Origin of the sequence: Curtobacterium sp. ZW137 (assembly GCF_003762905.1) — a bacterium.
In the GTDB taxonomy this organism is placed as follows: Bacteria; Actinomycetota; Actinomycetes; order Actinomycetales; family Microbacteriaceae; genus Curtobacterium.
The window spans coordinates 664,996-679,628 of record NZ_RJKS01000003.1 but is presented as its reverse complement, the minus strand read 5'-3'; the positions used below and the strand labels follow the sequence as shown (position 1 = coordinate 679,628).

The 14,633-nt window shown below is 73.1% G+C and carries 16 protein-coding genes; 6 read left to right on the top strand and 10 right to left on the bottom strand.

The window, feature by feature from the left end; genetic code table 11:
- Positions 1–38 precede the first annotated feature (38 nt).
- The 9 genes from rlmC to EDF55_RS12840 form a co-directional block, all read right to left on the bottom strand.
- Positions 39–1,190 (bottom strand): 23S rRNA (uracil(747)-C(5))-methyltransferase RlmC, encoded by a 1,152-nt coding sequence (gene rlmC, locus EDF55_RS12880; RefSeq protein WP_123655338.1) that lies wholly within the window; start codon positions 1,188–1,190, stop codon positions 39–41.
- A gap of 7 nt (positions 1,191–1,197) precedes the next feature.
- Positions 1,198–2,325: a glycosyltransferase gene (locus EDF55_RS12875; protein WP_123655337.1), complete on the bottom strand. Its 1,128-nt coding sequence runs from the start codon at positions 2,323–2,325 to the stop codon at positions 1,198–1,200.
- Positions 2,326–2,390: 65 nt separating this feature from the next.
- Complete coding sequence (locus EDF55_RS12870) at positions 2,391–3,326, bottom strand: SMP-30/gluconolactonase/LRE family protein (protein WP_185017379.1); 936 nt, start codon at positions 3,324–3,326, stop codon at positions 2,391–2,393.
- 13 nt (positions 3,327–3,339) lie between these two features.
- Positions 3,340–4,161 carry an aldo/keto reductase gene (locus EDF55_RS12865; protein WP_123655336.1) on the bottom strand — a complete coding sequence of 274 codons (822 nt, stop codon included), beginning with the start codon at positions 4,159–4,161 and terminating at the stop codon, positions 3,340–3,342.
- Between the two features lie 21 nt (positions 4,162–4,182).
- Entirely contained in the window at positions 4,183–5,301 is a 1,119-nt protein-coding gene (locus tag EDF55_RS12860; protein WP_123655335.1) for a sorbosone dehydrogenase family protein, read from the bottom strand.
- A gap of 87 nt (positions 5,302–5,388) precedes the next feature.
- Entirely contained in the window at positions 5,389–6,438 is a 1,050-nt protein-coding gene (locus tag EDF55_RS12855) for a HAMP domain-containing sensor histidine kinase (protein WP_123655334.1), read from the bottom strand.
- Positions 6,435–7,100 (bottom strand): response regulator transcription factor, encoded by a 666-nt coding sequence (locus tag EDF55_RS12850; protein ID WP_123655333.1) that lies wholly within the window; start codon positions 7,098–7,100, stop codon positions 6,435–6,437. Before EDF55_RS12850 ends, EDF55_RS12855 begins: the two co-directional genes overlap by 4 nt.
- Before the next feature lie 74 nt (positions 7,101–7,174).
- Positions 7,175–7,831 carry a FadR/GntR family transcriptional regulator gene (locus tag EDF55_RS12845; RefSeq protein ID WP_123655332.1) on the bottom strand — a complete coding sequence of 219 codons (657 nt, stop codon included), beginning with the start codon at positions 7,829–7,831 and terminating at the stop codon, positions 7,175–7,177.
- Positions 7,828–8,574, bottom strand: coding sequence for an SDR family oxidoreductase (locus EDF55_RS12840; RefSeq protein ID WP_123655331.1), 747 nt, complete (start codon positions 8,572–8,574; stop codon positions 7,828–7,830). The genes EDF55_RS12845 and EDF55_RS12840 overlap by 4 nt, the downstream gene beginning before the upstream one ends.
- Positions 8,575–8,629: 55 nt before the next feature.
- Here EDF55_RS12840 and EDF55_RS12835 point away from each other — a divergent pair, with 55 nt between their 5' ends.
- A complete protein-coding gene (locus tag EDF55_RS12835) occupies positions 8,630–9,379 on the top strand; it encodes an SDR family NAD(P)-dependent oxidoreductase (RefSeq protein WP_123655330.1) in 750 nt (249 codons plus the stop codon).
- A gap of 78 nt (positions 9,380–9,457) precedes the next feature.
- Here the strand turns inward: EDF55_RS12835 and EDF55_RS12830 are convergent, their stop codons facing one another.
- Positions 9,458–9,871 (bottom strand): MarR family winged helix-turn-helix transcriptional regulator, encoded by a 414-nt coding sequence (locus tag EDF55_RS12830; protein ID WP_123655329.1) that lies wholly within the window; start codon positions 9,869–9,871, stop codon positions 9,458–9,460.
- Between the two features lie 72 nt (positions 9,872–9,943).
- On the opposite strand from EDF55_RS12830, the gene EDF55_RS12825 reads away from it, so the two are divergent.
- The 5 genes from EDF55_RS12825 to EDF55_RS12805 all read left to right on the top strand — a co-directional run bounded on the left by EDF55_RS12825 (position 9,944) and on the right by EDF55_RS12805 (position 14,595).
- Positions 9,944–10,879 carry a zinc-binding alcohol dehydrogenase family protein gene (locus EDF55_RS12825; RefSeq protein WP_123655328.1) on the top strand — a complete coding sequence of 312 codons (936 nt, stop codon included), beginning with the start codon at positions 9,944–9,946 and terminating at the stop codon, positions 10,877–10,879.
- 153 nt (positions 10,880–11,032) lie between these two features.
- On the top strand, positions 11,033–12,121 hold the full coding sequence (locus EDF55_RS12820) for an efflux RND transporter periplasmic adaptor subunit (RefSeq protein WP_123655327.1): 1,089 nt from the start codon (positions 11,033–11,035) through the stop codon (positions 12,119–12,121).
- Positions 12,118–12,804 carry an ABC transporter ATP-binding protein gene (locus EDF55_RS12815; protein WP_123655326.1) on the top strand — a complete coding sequence of 229 codons (687 nt, stop codon included), beginning with the start codon at positions 12,118–12,120 and terminating at the stop codon, positions 12,802–12,804. Before EDF55_RS12820 ends, EDF55_RS12815 begins: the two co-directional genes overlap by 4 nt.
- A complete protein-coding gene (locus EDF55_RS12810; RefSeq protein ID WP_123655325.1) occupies positions 12,801–14,024 on the top strand; it encodes an ABC transporter permease in 1,224 nt (407 codons plus the stop codon). Before EDF55_RS12815 ends, EDF55_RS12810 begins: the two co-directional genes overlap by 4 nt.
- Before the next feature lie 58 nt (positions 14,025–14,082).
- Positions 14,083–14,595, top strand: coding sequence for a hypothetical protein (locus EDF55_RS12805; RefSeq protein WP_123655324.1), 513 nt, complete (start codon positions 14,083–14,085; stop codon positions 14,593–14,595).
- The last annotated feature ends 38 nt before the right edge of the window (positions 14,596–14,633 follow it).

Genomic DNA, 14,633 nt, shown 5'->3' with positions numbered 1-14,633 from the left:
TCCGAATCCCCTGGCAACCGCGGCCGCAGGGCTCCGGATCAGACCCGGGAGAGCAGCGTGACGGCCTCGAGGTGCCCGGTCTGCGGGAACATGTCGAGCACCCGCGCGCGGCGGAGTCGGAGCGACGGCATCCGGGCGAGGTCCTTCGCGAGGGTCACCGGGTTGCAGCTGGAGTAGACGACGTGCTGGACGTCGGACGCCTCGAGCCAGTCGGCGAGCGTCGCCCCGATCCCGCGCCGGGGCGGGTTCACCACGACGAGCTCCGGCGTCTGGTCCGGACGGGAGCGCAGCGCGTGCTCGGTCGCGTCGTCGGCGGCGAACCGGACGTCGACGAGCCCCGCCTCACGCGCGGACTGCTTCGCGGAGCGGATCGCCTCGACGCTGGTCTCGATGCCGGTGACGGCGCGGCCGGGTCGGGCGGCGTGGAGCGCGAATCCACCGACGCCGCAGTACAGGTCCCACATCGAAGCCGGGGCCACCTCGTCGATCCAGTCCGCGGCCTGCGCGTAGAGCTGCGTGGCGACGTGCGTGTTCGTCTGGAAGAAGCTCTGCGGGCGGAGGTGCATCGTCACCTTCCCGAGCCGCATCGGCAGCGTTTCCTGCTCGGTGAGCACGATCTCCCGGTCGCCCTCGGTGACGGCCTTGTGCTCCGGCAGCAGGTTCGCGGTGACGACCACGAGCTCCGGCAGGGCGAGCAGCAGGTCGCCGAGGCGCGATCGGAGCCGGGCCAGCTGCCCCTCGGACCGGAGCACGAAGCGGACCATGAGCGCGCCGTCGGGAGACTCCGTCACGAGCACGAACTTCAGTTCGCCCCGGCGGGTCGCGACGTCGTACGGGATGAGGCCGGCCGACGAGACGAAGTCCGCCAGGACCGGCAGCGCCGCGCGGATGCCGGGCGTGCAGATGCCGCAGTGCCGGATGTCGACCCCACGCTGGCGGTGGTCGATGATCCCGATCGTGGGGTGCTCGACCGATCCGCCGACGACCATCTTCGCCCGGTTGCGGTAGCCGGACTCGGGGCTGGTGATCGCCGGGAGGAACTCGACGGAACCCGGTCCCCCGGCAGCCTCGACCGCGTCGTGCAGGAGCTCGCGCGTGCGGAGTTCCTTGTCGAGGACCTGATCGGCGTACGGCTGCCCCATGAGCGTGCACGAGCGGCACACCCCGCGGTCGAAGTAGTCGCACTGCATGGCCGAGTCAGGATACGGCAGCGCGCTCCCGCACGATGACCCCCGCGAGCGCCTGCTCGTACCCGTCGCACACGCCGTCCCACGTGTACGCGGTCCGCGCCCGGCGGAGCACGGCGGCACCGCGCAGCTGCTGCTCTTCGGGGTCGTCGAGCACCGCGAGGACCGCGTCCGCGATGGCGTCCGGCTGCGGTTCGACGAAGACGGCGCCGTCGTCCCCGAGGACCTCGCGGTTGTAGACGGTGTCCCTGGCGACCGTCGGCGCGCCGCAGTGCATCGCCTGGACGAGCGCCGGGTTCGTGCCGCCGACGCTGTGGCCGTGGAAGTACGCGCCGGCGTGCTGCCAGAGCGCGAAGAGCCGCGCGTCGTCCGCCACGTGCCCGAGCCACCGGACGTCGCGGTTCCGCGCGGCGAGCGATCGGGCCGCGTCGTCCAGGCCGCCGCCGTACCCGCTGGACCCGACGATGACGACGGGGTGGTGCCGGGCGATGCGCTCGGCGGCCTCGAGGAACTCCGCCACGGTGTTCTCCGGGACGAACCGGGCGACCACCAGGGCGAAGGGCCGCCCGGTGAGGTCGGTGTCGTCCTCGTGCAGGGGCAGGGCGCGGCTCTCGGTCCCGCCGTAGGGGATCATCACGCCGGTCCGGTCGAACTCACGGCGCCAGTAGGCGCCGATCGCGTCGGCGTCGAACACGAGCCGGTCCGCGAACCGAGCGGTCATCCGGGCTCCGGCCTTGAAGACGAAGCGGGCGAGGCGCCCCCACTTCGCGCGCTCCCACTCGATGCCGTCGACGTTCACGACGGTGGGGATGCCGGCGAGTGCCAGCAGGGGGAGCCAGAAGCCGTTCGCGCAGTTCATGACGAGCGCGACGTCCGGGCGGCGGCGGATGGTGTCGAGCACCGCGGTGAGCCCGAACGACAGGGTGCTCAGCGCCTTCGACTCGGTCCCCCGGGTGGTCCGCCGGACGACCCGGGGATCGAGCGCCGGGTCGTCCGTCCGTTCCTGCCCGGGGCGGCCGTACACGGTGACGCCCCACCCCGACTCTGCGAGGTGGGGCGCGATGTAGCGCACGGCCGTCTCGAAGCCGCCGTAGTACGAGGGGTAGCCCCGGGTTCCGATGATCGCGACATGGGGCATGACGTCTCCGCTCGTGGTAGGTGTACATGTATTTTACATTGCACATACCATGAACGGAAGGGCCGTCAGATCCGGGCGGTTGTCCGGATCCGGTAGATCGACGTCGTCGCGGCGATGAACAGCGTCGTGCCGTCGTCGTCACCGAAGCAGAGGTTCGCGACGACCTCCGGCACGCGGACCTCGCCGATCCGCCGACCGTCGGGGGTGAACACGACGACCCCGTCGTGCGAGGACGACCAGACGTTGCCGTCGAGGTCCACCCGGATGCCGTCTGGTGCCCCCTCGCCCGGTTCGAGCGTCGCGAAGACCCGCCCGTTCTTCACCCGGACCGCGGCCGCGAGGCCACCGTCACCGAGCGCGCCGACGTCCCCGTCACCGCGCGCGCCGCCGCCACCGGCACCGTCCACGGACACGTCGTACGCCCGGATCACCGGCCGCTCCGACGACGAACTCGCGACGTAGAGCACCCGCCCGGTCGGGTCGAACGCCAACCCGTTCGGCTCGTCGGCATCGAGCACCACGGGGCGCAGGTCGGAGCCGTCCGGGCCGCAGCGGAACACCCAGTGGTCGCCGTACTCCCGCACACCGGGGTGCCCCTCGCGCGGCTGCGTGATGCCGTAGGCCGGATCGGTGAACCACACGCTGCCGTCCCGCGCGACCAGGACGTCGTTCGGAGAGTTCAGCCGCACCCCGTTCCACCCGTCCGCGATGACCGTGACGACGCCGTCCCGGTCCCGCTCGACGCGACGGTTCCCGTGCGAGCACTGCACGACGGACCCGTCGGCGTCGAGGGTCCGGCCGTTGGTGAACTCCACCCCGTCGGCGTACGTCGTGGTGGCACCCGAGGAGGCGTCCCACTGCAGGATCCGGTCGCCGGGGATGTCGGACCAGCGGAGCGTCCGGGTGGCGGGGATCCAGCACGGCCCCTCCGCCCAGGTGCTGCCGGTCGCGATGCGCTCGAGCGCGGACGGGTCCGGGACGAGGTCGGTGATCGACGTCATGCGCGCCCGCCGCTCAGTCGGTCGTGTCCTGCAGGCCGTCGAGCGTCGCGACGTCCTCGGGCGCGAGCACGAAGTCGACGTCGGCGTTCTCGGCGATCCGCGACGGGGTCGTCGACTTCGGCAGCGGGAGCACGTCCTTCTCGAGCAGGTACCGGATCGCGACCTGCGCCACGGTCTTGTCGTACTTCGCCGCGATCTCGCCGATGGCCGCGTTCGACAGGAGTCCACCGGTGGCGAGCGGCGAGTAGCCCTCGACGAGGATGTCCTGCTCCGCGCAGAACGCCGTCGTGTCGTCCTGGGTGTTGCCGATGAACCAGCGGATCTGGTCGGCGTGCGGCACGACGTCGGTGTTCGCGAGGAGGTGCTCGAGATCGGCGACGACGAAGTTCGAGACCCCGATGGACCGGGTCTTGCCGGCGTCGTACAGCTCCTCGAAGACCTTCCAGACCTCGACGTTGCCGTCGCGGTGGTCGCTGCCCATGTCGCTCCACGGCCACGGTGCGTGGATCAGGTAGAGGTCGACGACCCCGAGGTCGAGGGCCGCGGTGGACGCCGCGAAGGCCTCGCGCGCGCCGGACGCCGTCTTGATCTCGGCGGGGAGCTTCGTGGTGATGAACACCTCGTCACGCGGCACACCGCTGTCGCGGACCGCCTCGCCGACGCTGGCTTCGTTGCCGTAGGCCGCCGCCGTGTCGATGTGCCGGTAGCCGGCGTCGAGTGCGGCCCGGGTGGCGTCGTACGCCTCGGACCCCGGCGGGATCTGCCAGGTGCCGAAGCCGATCTGGGGGATGTGGAGTCCGTTGGACAGGACGAAGGTGTCTGTGAGAGCAGGCATGGACCGGACAGTACGCGCGCCTCACCCGGTGAGACCGACGGACAGGATCCGGTCGTCGCCGGCGCCGGGGGTGCCGCGGCCGTCGGTGTTGTTCGTGACGAACCAGAGGGTGCCGTCTGGTCCCGCGAGCACGGTGCGGAGCCGCCCGTACTCCCCGGAGAACCACTCGCGCGAGTCGGACGGGTCGGCGGCGGGCACCGACCGGAGCACCTCACCGCGGAGGTTCGCGATGAACACGGTGTCGTCGACGACGGCGAGGCCCGACGGGCTCGCGGCGTCGGTCGACCACTGCCGCACCGGGTCGACGAACCCCTGGCTCGTGCCGCCGGCGCCCTCCACCTCGGGCCACCCGTAGTCCTTCCCCGGTTCGATGACGTTGAGCTCGTCCCAGGTGTCCTCACCGAACTCGGACGCGAACATCGTGCCGTCGGACGCCCACCCGAGTCCCTGCACGTTGCGGTGCCCGTACGACCAGACCGGCGACCCGTCGAAGGGGTTGTCGTCGGGGACGTCGCCCGTCGGGGTCAGGCGGAGGATCTTGCCGGCGAGCGAGGACCGGTCCTGCGCCTCGGACCGGTTCCCGGCGTCCCCCACGGTGACGTAGAGCATGTCGTCCGGCCCGAACGCGATCCGGCCGCCGTCGTGGAAGGTGTTCGCGGGCAGCTCGTCGATGACCGTCGTCGGGTCGCCGAGCGCGAAGGACCCGGCGCTGCCGGTGAGCGGGTAGCGCTGGACACGGTTGCCGTCGTCGGCGGTCGAGTACACGTAGAGCGCGTCGTCGTGCAGCGCGAGGCCGAGGAGCCCGCCCTCCCCGCCGTGCGAGATGCCGTCGATCGACCCGACCGTCCGCGGGGTGCCGTCGTCGCCGAGCTCGAGGACGTCACCGGAGTCCCGGAGGCTCACGAGCGGGGTGCCGTCGTCGGTCAGCACCACCGACCAGGGCGCGTCGAGTCCGGTCGCGACGTCCGTCACGGCGCCGGTGGGGACCACCTCGCCGTCGGCCAGGTCGGTCGGCGTCGGCGGGGCGGTCGCGGCCCGGCGCGTGGGCTCGTCGTCGGCGTCCGAGCCGGCGGTGCAGCCGGAGAGCGTGAGGGCGACGAGCGTGAGGACGACGAGCGGCGATGCGGTTCGGGTACGCATGGCGCGCACCGTACGCGCGCACCCCGCGGGCCAGCCGGACACGACGCGCCCGCCGGTCCGACGCGCCGGCCCCGGTGACACCGCGGCTCAGCGCGGCAAGCGGATCTCGACGACGAGGCCGCCCCCGGGAGGCGGCCGCAGGTCGAGCGCGCCACCGTGGACCGCCGCGACGCGTGCGACCAGCGCCAGCCCGAGCCCGTGCCCGCGTTCCGCCCCGGACCGCCCACGGCCCCCACCCCGGAGGAACGGCTCCGCCAGTCGCCCGACACGCTCGGGATCGAGCGTCTCGCCGGGGTTCTCGCAGCGGATCAGGACGTCGGAGGCATCGGCGAGGACGGTCATCGTCGCCGTTCCGGGAGCACCGTGTCGCGCGACGTTGTCGAGCAGGTTCCGGAGCGCCTGCCGGAGGAGCCGTCGGTCGCACTCGAGCACGACGTCGCCGGGGCCGATGTCCACGCCGACCTGCACGCCCGCCTGCTCCAGCGCCGGCAGCACTTCCTCGAGCGCGTCCGCCACGACCGGCCCGAGCGCCTCCGGGCGACGCCGCATCGACACCCGGTTCGCGTCCGAGAGCTCGAGGAGTGCCTCGCAGGTCTCGGTCGCACGGCGGTTGGTGACGGCGATCCGGCGGAGCACCTCGTCGACGTCACGGTGCTCCGGGGATGCCTGCGCCACCTCGGTCACGGTCCGGATCACCGCGAGCGGTGTCCGGAGCTCGTGCGCGGCGTTCGCCGCGAAGCGCTCATGGACCGCCACGGCGTCCTGCAGCCGGTCGAGCATCAGGTCGAACGTCGCGGCGAGCCGGCCGAACTCGTCCGATCGACGGAGGCCCACACGCTGGGAGAGGTCGCCGTCCGCGGCGCTGAGGGCGGCACGTGCGATGCGGTCGAGCGGCCGGAGCAGCGTTCCGGCGAGCACCCACGCGAACACCGCCCCGACGACGGCGAAGAACGCGATCGCCACGGCCGCGCCGGTCACCACCATCCGGATCACCTCGCTCCGCCGCGGGAACTCGCCCCGGTCCACGGCGTAGGCGGGGAAGTCCTGGATGACGAACACGAGCCCGGCGAACGCGGCGAGCGCGGCGAGGGTGAAGACCGTGCAGGCGGTCAGCGTCAGCCGCGTCCTGGTGCTCACGCGTCGACGTCGATCCGGTACCCCACTCCGGGGACGGTCGTGATCGGATCCGGCGCACCGAGCGCCCGTCGCAACGTGGAGACGGTGACCCGCGGAGCGGTCGTGAAGGGGTCGGCGTGCTCGTCCCAGACCTTCTCGAGCATCACCTCGGCGCTGACCAGCTGTCCGCGGGCGCCGAGCAGGAGCTCGAGGACCCCGAACTGCTTCCGGGTGAGGTGGACCGGGTCCCCGGCCCGGACGACCGTGCCGCGCGCCGGGTCGAGTTCGATGTCGGCCGCGCGGAGCACGAGCGGTGCAGCGGCGGCGCTCCGTCGCCCGAGCGCCCGCACGCGGACGACGAGCTCGGCGAACGCGAAGGGCTTCGGGAGGTAGTCGTCGGCACCGAGCTCGAACCCCTCGACGCGGTCGTCGAGCCGGGCGGCAGCGGTGAGCATCACGATCCGGCATCCCCGTCCGGCGGCGACGACGTCCCGGCAGACGTCGTCACCGTGTGTGCCGGGGAGGTCACGGTCCAGGACGAGCACGTCGTAGTCGTGGACGAGTGCGAGCTCGAGGGCCCGGTCGCCGTCGCCGGCCACGTCGACGGCCCAGCCGTGGCTTCGGAAGCCCGCGGCGACGGCGTCCGCGAGGAACGTCTCGTCCTCGGCGATCAGGATGCGCATGCGGACTCCCCCGGATTGGACAACATGTGAAATGTTAACGGTCCGGCCGTGGGCGGCGCAAGCGGTCCTCCGGTTCAGGTGCGGTCGACGATCTCCCGCATCGCCGCCGCCGCCCCCGGAGCATCCCCGCGCGCCACGGCGTCGGCCAACGCGACGTGCAGCGCCATGTCGTGCGGGTCCGGTCCGATGTGCTCGCGCTCGTCGAGCGCGCGCTCGACGACCTGCGCCAGCCGGGCGAAGACCGCGTTCCCGGACAGGTCCAGCAGGCGACGGTGCACCGCTCGGTCGGACTGGAGGCGCGTGGCGGCGTCCGCGCCGTCGGCCGCGAGTCGGCCTGCGGCGGCGACCAGTGCCTCCAGGCCGTCCGGTGGGACCGCGCCGGACGCGACACGGTCCGCTGCCGCGGCTGCCGCTTCCGGCTCGACCGCGCGCCGGAGTGCGCGGAGTTCCGCGAGCACCGCGTCGCGCTCGGACCCGGCGAGGCGCCAGCCGACCACGCGCGGGTCGATCACGTCCCAGTCCTCCCGCGGGCGGACCCGGAGGCCGACGCGACGGCCCGCACTGAGGAGACCGAGCCCGACGAGGACCCGCGTCGCCTCGCGGACGATGCTCCGACTCGCACCCGTGCGGACGACGAAACCGTCGATGCTGTCGACGTGTCCGGTCGGCAGTGTTCCGGAGACGATCGCCGACCCGAGCTCGTCGAGCACCCGGTCGAAGGTGCTCGTCACCGCTGTGCGACCGGGCTGATCACGAGTTCGTCGACGCGGACGTGCGCGGGGGCGTCGAGCACGAAGCCGATGGTGCGGCCGATGTCCTCCGGGGTGAGCATCACGGCACGCGCTGCCGCGTCGGGGACCTCGGGGCGCTGGTCGAGGAAGTCCGTCGCGACGTCGCCGGGGCAGAGGTGCGTCGCGCGGATCCCGTGCGCCGCCTCCTGCTGGTTGAGGCTCCGGACGACCGAGCCGAGTGCCGTCTTCGATGCCGAGTACGCCACCCCAGCGCCGGACTGGAACGACCACCCGGCGTACGAGGAGACGACGACCACGACGCCGCCGGACGCCCGGAGCGCGGGGAGTGCCGCGTCGACGACGGCGACGACGGCGGTGAGGTTGGTGTCCACGATCGCGCGGAAGTCCGGCATCGACTGGTCGTCCCACCGGCGTCGCGGTGCGTTCAGGCCGGCGGCGAGGACCAGCCCGTCGAGGCGCCCGTACCGGTCCGCGATCGCCGCGGCCGCGGCGGGGACGGCGTCCGGGTCGGCCGCGTCGAGCGGCAGGACGTCCGCGGTCCCGCCGGCGGAGCGAACGTCGGCGGCCACCGCCTCGAGCCGGTCGGCGCGGCGCCCGCTGAGGACCACCGTCCAGCCGCTCCCCGCCGCGGTGCGCGCCGCTGCTGCACCCATGCCGCTGCCGCCGCCGGTGATCCAGAGGACCCGCTGTGCCGGCTCGGCCTGTTCCGCATCGTTCGTCATGCTGATTAGTATGCCTATTGAGGCCGGCGACGTCCGCCGGTCGAAGGGAGCGACGATGCACCTCGACCTCAGCGACCGCGTGGTCGTCGTCACCGGAGCCGGCCGCGGGATCGGCAGCGTGCTCGCCACCCGGTTCCGCGCCGAAGGAGCACGGGTCATCGCCCTCGACCTCGCCTTCGATGGACCGGACTCCCCCGACCACGTCGTCTGCAACGTCGCCGACCCGGCGTCGGTGCGCGCGGCGGTGGACGTCGTCGTCGAACGACACGGGACCATCGACGTCCTGGTGAACAACGCCGGCATCAACGTCGACGGCCTCGTCGCCGACCTGCAGTGGGACGCGTGGCAGCGGTGCATGGACGTGAACCTCGGCGGGACCTTCCTGATGAGCCAGGCCGTCGCACCGGTCATGCAGCGGGCCGGCCGTGGCCGGATCATCAACGCGGCGTCCTTCGCGGCGATCGTGCCGAGCGTCGGGAGCGCCGCGTACGCCGCGTCGAAGGCCGCGGTCGTGGCGCTCACCCGGGTGCTGGCCTCGGAGCTCGGGCCGTGGGACATCACGGTGAACGCGTACGCGCCGGGGATGGTGCCGACGGCGATGAACGGCTTCGCGACGATGCCCGCCGAGGCGCAGGACCGGCTCCTCGACACGCTGTCACTCCGGCGGTGGGAGACCCCGGACGACGTCGCCGACCTGCTGGTGTTCCTGGCGAGTGACGCGTCGTCGTACATCACGGGGACGCTGCTCGACGTGTCCGGCGGCAAGCTCGCCACGCAGATCCCGTCGCGGGCGCACGGTCGGTAGCGGCTCGCGGGGCCGACGGCGCCGGCGCCCGCGCCGGCGCGGCCGCTGCGCTGGCGCTGGCGCTGGCGCTGGCGCTGATCAGCGCAGCATCCGCTCCAGGAGCTCGCGGAGTCGTCGGCGGTCGGCCGGGGGGAGCCGCTCGGTGAGGGGCAGGAGGGCGTCGCGCATCGCCGACTCCAGCGCGAGCGCGACCTCGTGCCCACGGTCGGTGAGCACCACGTCCACCGCGCGGGCGTCGTCCGGGTTCGGTTCCCGCGCGAGCAGGCCCTTCTGCGACGCCCTGGCCACGAGCCCGGTCATCGTCGACTTCTCGAGGCCGAGGTACTCCGCCAGGTCCCCGATGCGGAGCCGCCGGTCCCGCAGGATCGCGAGCACCCGGAGCTGCGTCAGCGACAGGCCGGCGTCCGCCGCCAGGTCGGTCAGCGCGCCCATCGTCGTGAACGCCGCGTGCCCGAGGGCGTCGACGAGGCGGTCCTGCTCGCTGGTGTCCATGCACGCAGCCTACTTGACGATGTTCGTGATGCGAACTACTTTGATTCGTAACACGAACCAAAGGAGCACATCATGCACGCATCCGTCGTCACCCGCTTCGACACCGCTCCGACCTGGGCGGAGTTCCCCGAGCCGACCCCGACCCCCGACGAGGTCCTCGTCGAGGTCGTCGCCGCCGGCCTGCACCCCCGCGTCCGCTCGCAGGCGTCCGGCTCCCACTACACGAGCGAGGGCGCACTGCCCCTCGTGCCCGGCGTCGACGGCGTCGGCCGGTTCCCGGACGGCACGCTCCGGTACTTCGCCGTGCAGTCCGACACGCGCGGCTCGATGGCCGAGCGCGTCGCCGTCGACCCCCGTGCCAGCGTCGTCCTGCCGGACGGCGCGGACCCGGTGTCCATCGCGGCCGGCGTCAACCCGGTGATGTCCTCCTGGGTCGCGCTCCGCCGCCGGATCGACTTCCCGGACGGTGCCCGCGTCCTGGTGCTCGGCGCCACCGGCGCCTCGGGTCGTGCGGCGGTCCAGGTCGCGAAGCACCTCGGAGCCTCGCACGTCGTGGCGAGCGGCCGGAACGCAGACCGTCTCGCAGCGCTGCCGGCCATCGGCGCGGACGTCGTCGTGCCGCTCGACGACGTCGACGGCCTCGCCACAGCGGCGTCCGACGTCGACGTCGTCATCGACTACGTCTGGGGCGCACCCGCGGCGGCGGCGATGGCGGCCATCGTCACGGCACGGCGGGAGCGCGGGATCCGGCTCGACTGGATCGCGATCGGCTCCACCGCCGGTCCGGAGGCCCCGATCCCGTCCGCCGCGCTCCGTGCGTCCGGCCTGACCATCGTCGGGAGCGGGCAGGGTTCCGTCGGCACGGGCGCGTTCGTCGCGGAGCTCCCCGGCATCGTGGCGGCGATCACGGACGGCACGATCGCCGTGGACGCGGCCGCCGTGCCGATGCGCGACGTCGAGGCGGCCTGGTCGGCCGCAGGCGACGGCCGCACGGCACTGGTGCTCTGAGGGCCTGGTCCGGCACCGGCGCTGGTGCGCTGAGCGGCCGGTCCGGCACCGCACGGATCCGGGGTCCAGCGACACCACACACGGACGCAACGCCCTCCACCGTTGACTGTCCTCTCGGAACGGCACCTCGCCGTCCGGGAGGAGACGACACCGATGGACGAGCACACGCCCACCGGTCCGGCACGAGCACACCGACGCGGCCGCACCATGATCATCTGCACCGCCGTCGCGGTGACACTCGGGCTCGCCGGCGCCGGAGCGGTCCTGGCCGTCACACCCGGCGGCGATGCCGACGCCGCGACCGGGCCGAAGCCCACCACCGCCGTCGTCGAGCGGAAGAGCGTCGACCGCACGGTCACCTCGCGGGGCACCCTCGGCTACGACTCCCGCGGCCCGGTCACTGCACAGCGCGGAGGGACGGTCACCGCGCCGCCCGTCCCCGGGACGGTGCTCACCCCCGGGGCGACCCTGCTCCGCATCGACGACCGCCCGGTCACCGTGTTCCGCGGGGCGCTGCCGTCCTGGCGTCCCTTCGCGGCCGGGATGGCGAAGGGTCCGGACGTGCGGCAGCTCGAACAGGCGCTCCGCGACGCCGGGTTCGACCCGGGCTTCGTCGACGAGGAGTTCACCGCGGTGACCGGTGCCGCCGTCGAGCGCTGGCAGAAGTCGCTCGGGGCCCCGCAGAGCGGGACGATCGCGCTCGGGGACGTGCTCTTCATGCCGGAGGACCTCCGTGTCGGTTCCACCACGCTCACCGCCGGGGCGACGATCGCCGCGGGTGACGAGGTCGCGACACTCGCCACCGGCACCCGCGCGGTCGCCGCGACGATCACCCCGGAACAGCGGTCGTCCGTGCACGACAACGGCACGGCCACCGTGACGCTGCCCGACGGCAAGGCGGTCCCCGCGAAGATCCGGAGCGTCGGCCAGCCCGAGCAGCCCGAGGAGGACGAGACCGGTACGCCGCGGGTGCCGATCACCCTGGCGCTCGACGACGACGCCGCTGCCGGTGACGCCTCCGACGTGGACGTCCGGGTGGACATCGCCACCCCCGGGATCCGCGATGCCCTCGTCGTCCCGGTCGAGGCCGTCCTGGCGACGGGGCACGACACGTACGGCGTCCAGGTGCTGACCGGCACCACCGTCCGCACGAAGACCGTCGAACTCGGGGAGAGTGCGGCCGGTTCGGTCGCCGTCACGAAGGGCCTGCGCGCCGGCGAACGCGTGGTGGTCCCCCGATGACCGCCGCGATCATCCGGCTGGAGCACGTGCGGAAGCACTACGGGTCCCCACCCGTCACCGCGATCGACGACGTGTCGCTCCGGGTCGACGAGGGCGAGCTCGTCGCGATCGTCGGGCCGTCCGGCTCGGGCAAGTCGAGCCTGCTCAACGTCGTCGGCACGCTCGACCGGGCCGACGAGGGGCTGGTCGAGATCGCCGGGCACGACATCGCGCGCCTGGACGACGGTGCGCTCTCGGCGCTCCGTTCCGGGAGCATCGGGTTCGTCTTCCAGCAGTTCCACCTGGCCGAGGGCGTCTCCGCGCTCGGCAACGTGGCCGACGGCCTGCTCTACTCGGGCACCCCGCGCCACGAGCGTCACGAACGCGCGCGGGAGATGCTCGAACGTGTCGGCCTCGGGAACCGGACGACCCACAGGCCGAACCAGATGTCCGGCGGTGAGCGGCAACGCGTCGCCATCGCCCGCGCCCTGGTCGCCTCCCCGCCGCTCGTCCTCGCCGACGAACCCACCGGGAACCTCGACCAGCGCTCCGGCGCGTCGATCGTCGACCTCCTCCACGAGCTGAACGCCGACGGGACGGCGATCGTCGTGATCACGCACGACACCGCGCTCGCCGCACAGCTCCCGAGACGCATCGCGATCCGCGACGGCGCCGTCGTCGCCGATGAGCGGAGCGCAGCATGAGCCGCCGGTCCGCCGTGGCACGTCGGCTCTCCGCGACCGCCGCCGGACTCACGCCGTCGCGGCTCCGCCGATCCGACTCGGTCCTGCTCGGCGTCGCCGGTCTGCGTGCACGCCCTGGCCGCCTGGTGCTCTCCGCGCTGGGGATCGCCATCGGCATCGCCGCCATGATCGCCGTCGTCGGCATCTCGACCTCGAGCCGCGCCGCCCTCGACGCCGAACTCGACCGACTGGGCACGAACCTGCTGCGCGCCGTCCCCGACGCGCAGGCGAGGACGGCCGTCCAGCTGCCGGAGGACTCGGCGGCGCGGATCGACCGTCTCCCCGGTGTCGAACGCGCCGCCGGGTACGCGGACCTGCACACGAAGCTCTACCGCAGCGCGTTGATCGACCGCGCCGAGACGGGAGCGCTGACCGTCGGCACCGCTGACGACGCACTCGCCCCGCTCCTGAACGCCTCGGTCGCCGCCGGACGATGGCACGACCGCGCGTCCGACGGGCTCGGCACGGTCGTGCTCGGCTCGCTCGCCGCGGAACGCCTCGGCATCACGGGGCCCGGTGCACAGGTCCTGGCCGGGGACACCCCGGTGACGGTCATCGGTGTGCTCGGCCCGCTCCCGCTGGCGCCGGACCTCGACACGAGCGCCTTCGTGGACCGGACGACCGCGCGGACGATCGGGTGGGACGGACGACCCACGATCCTGTTCGAACGATCGACCGACGAGACCGTCGCAGCACTCCGGGACCAGGTCGCCGGCACCCTGCTGCCCGGTTCCCCCGGCGACGTGGCCATCTCCCGCCCGTCCGACGCGCTCGCCGCCCGCGACGCCGCGGACAGTGCGTTCTCCGGGATGCTCGTCGGCCTGAGCGGCGTCGCGCTGCTCGTCGGCGGGATCGGCGTCGCGAACACGATGGTCATCGCGGTGCTCGAACGGCGCCGGGAGATCGGACTGCGCCGCGCGCTCGGTGCGACACGACGGCACGTCCGGACGCAGTTCGTCGTCGAGGCGCTGCTGCTCTCGTTCGCCGGCGGTGTGCTCGGCGTCGGGATCGGCTCGGGCGTCGTCGCGGCCGTCGCGGCGGCCAACGGGTGGGCGTTCGTCGTCCCGTGGAGCGCGTTCGCGATCGGCCTCGCCGCCACCCTCGCGATCGGTGCACTCGCCGGCACCTACCCCGCGATGCGCGCCGCTCGGACACCCCCGACGGTGGCGCTCGCGTCCTGACCCGCAACCACGCGGACAAACCACCCAACGACCCCGTACACAGATCGAAGGAACCACCATGCGCTCCATCCGGACCTCCACCATCGCCACGGCAGCCGGGCTGCTGCTCACCGCCGTGGCACTCACCGGCTGCTCTGCGGCCGGGCCCGCCCCGACCGAGCAGTCGTCGGCGTCGAGCGGCACCGACGACCAGCAGCGCTCCAAGTGGTTCGCCGACGTCGACAAGTGCTTCTCGGACGCGGGTTTCGACCCGGACGACGAGAGCCTGCAGCAGCCGGGTGCGCCCCAGGCGGCGAAGGACGCCTGGACGAAGTGCTCGGAGGACGCGGGCGAGATGCCCGGCGTGCTCGACGAGAACGACCCGGCGGTGAAGGCGGCGTCCGCCGCGATGGGCGCTGCGCTCGACAAGTGCTTCCGCTCCCTCGGCTACACCGTGCCGCCCAGCGACGTCCCTGGCTCGCAGATGCCGGAGGGCATCACGGACGACGAGTTCAACAAGTGCTCGGAGAAGAGCTCGGACGTGTTCGACGACACGCTCCGCGAGAACGGCATCGATCGGAAGAAGGACTGACACGACGACTCCCGATCGGGAGCACAGTGATGGGGAGA

Coding starts and splice junctions, on each gene's coding strand:
- rlmC (WP_123655338.1), bottom strand. CDS start 1,190: ATGCAGTGCGACTACTTCGACCGCGGGGTGTGCCGCTCGTGCACGCTC.
- EDF55_RS12805 (WP_123655324.1), top strand. CDS start 14,083: ATGCGCTCCATCCGGACCTCCACCATCGCCACGGCAGCCGGGCTGCTG.
- EDF55_RS12835 (WP_123655330.1), top strand. CDS start 8,630: ATGCACCTCGACCTCAGCGACCGCGTGGTCGTCGTCACCGGAGCCGGC.
- EDF55_RS12850 (WP_123655333.1), bottom strand. CDS start 7,100: ATGCGCATCCTGATCGCCGAGGACGAGACGTTCCTCGCGGACGCCGTC.
- EDF55_RS12860 (WP_123655335.1), bottom strand. CDS start 5,301: ATGCGTACCCGAACCGCATCGCCGCTCGTCGTCCTCACGCTCGTCGCC.
- EDF55_RS12815 (WP_123655326.1), top strand. CDS start 12,118: ATGACCGCCGCGATCATCCGGCTGGAGCACGTGCGGAAGCACTACGGG.
- EDF55_RS12810 (WP_123655325.1), top strand. CDS start 12,801: ATGAGCCGCCGGTCCGCCGTGGCACGTCGGCTCTCCGCGACCGCCGCC.
- EDF55_RS12830 (WP_123655329.1), bottom strand. CDS start 9,871: ATGGACACCAGCGAGCAGGACCGCCTCGTCGACGCCCTCGGGCACGCG.
- EDF55_RS12840 (WP_123655331.1), bottom strand. CDS start 8,574: ATGACGAACGATGCGGAACAGGCCGAGCCGGCACAGCGGGTCCTCTGG.
- EDF55_RS12865 (WP_123655336.1), bottom strand. CDS start 4,161: ATGCCTGCTCTCACAGACACCTTCGTCCTGTCCAACGGACTCCACATC.
- EDF55_RS12825 (WP_123655328.1), top strand. CDS start 9,944: ATGCACGCATCCGTCGTCACCCGCTTCGACACCGCTCCGACCTGGGCG.
- EDF55_RS12870 (WP_185017379.1), bottom strand. CDS start 3,326: ATGACGTCGATCACCGACCTCGTCCCGGACCCGTCCGCGCTCGAGCGC.
- EDF55_RS12820 (WP_123655327.1), top strand. CDS start 11,033: ATGGACGAGCACACGCCCACCGGTCCGGCACGAGCACACCGACGCGGC.
- EDF55_RS12875 (WP_123655337.1), bottom strand. CDS start 2,325: ATGCCCCATGTCGCGATCATCGGAACCCGGGGCTACCCCTCGTACTAC.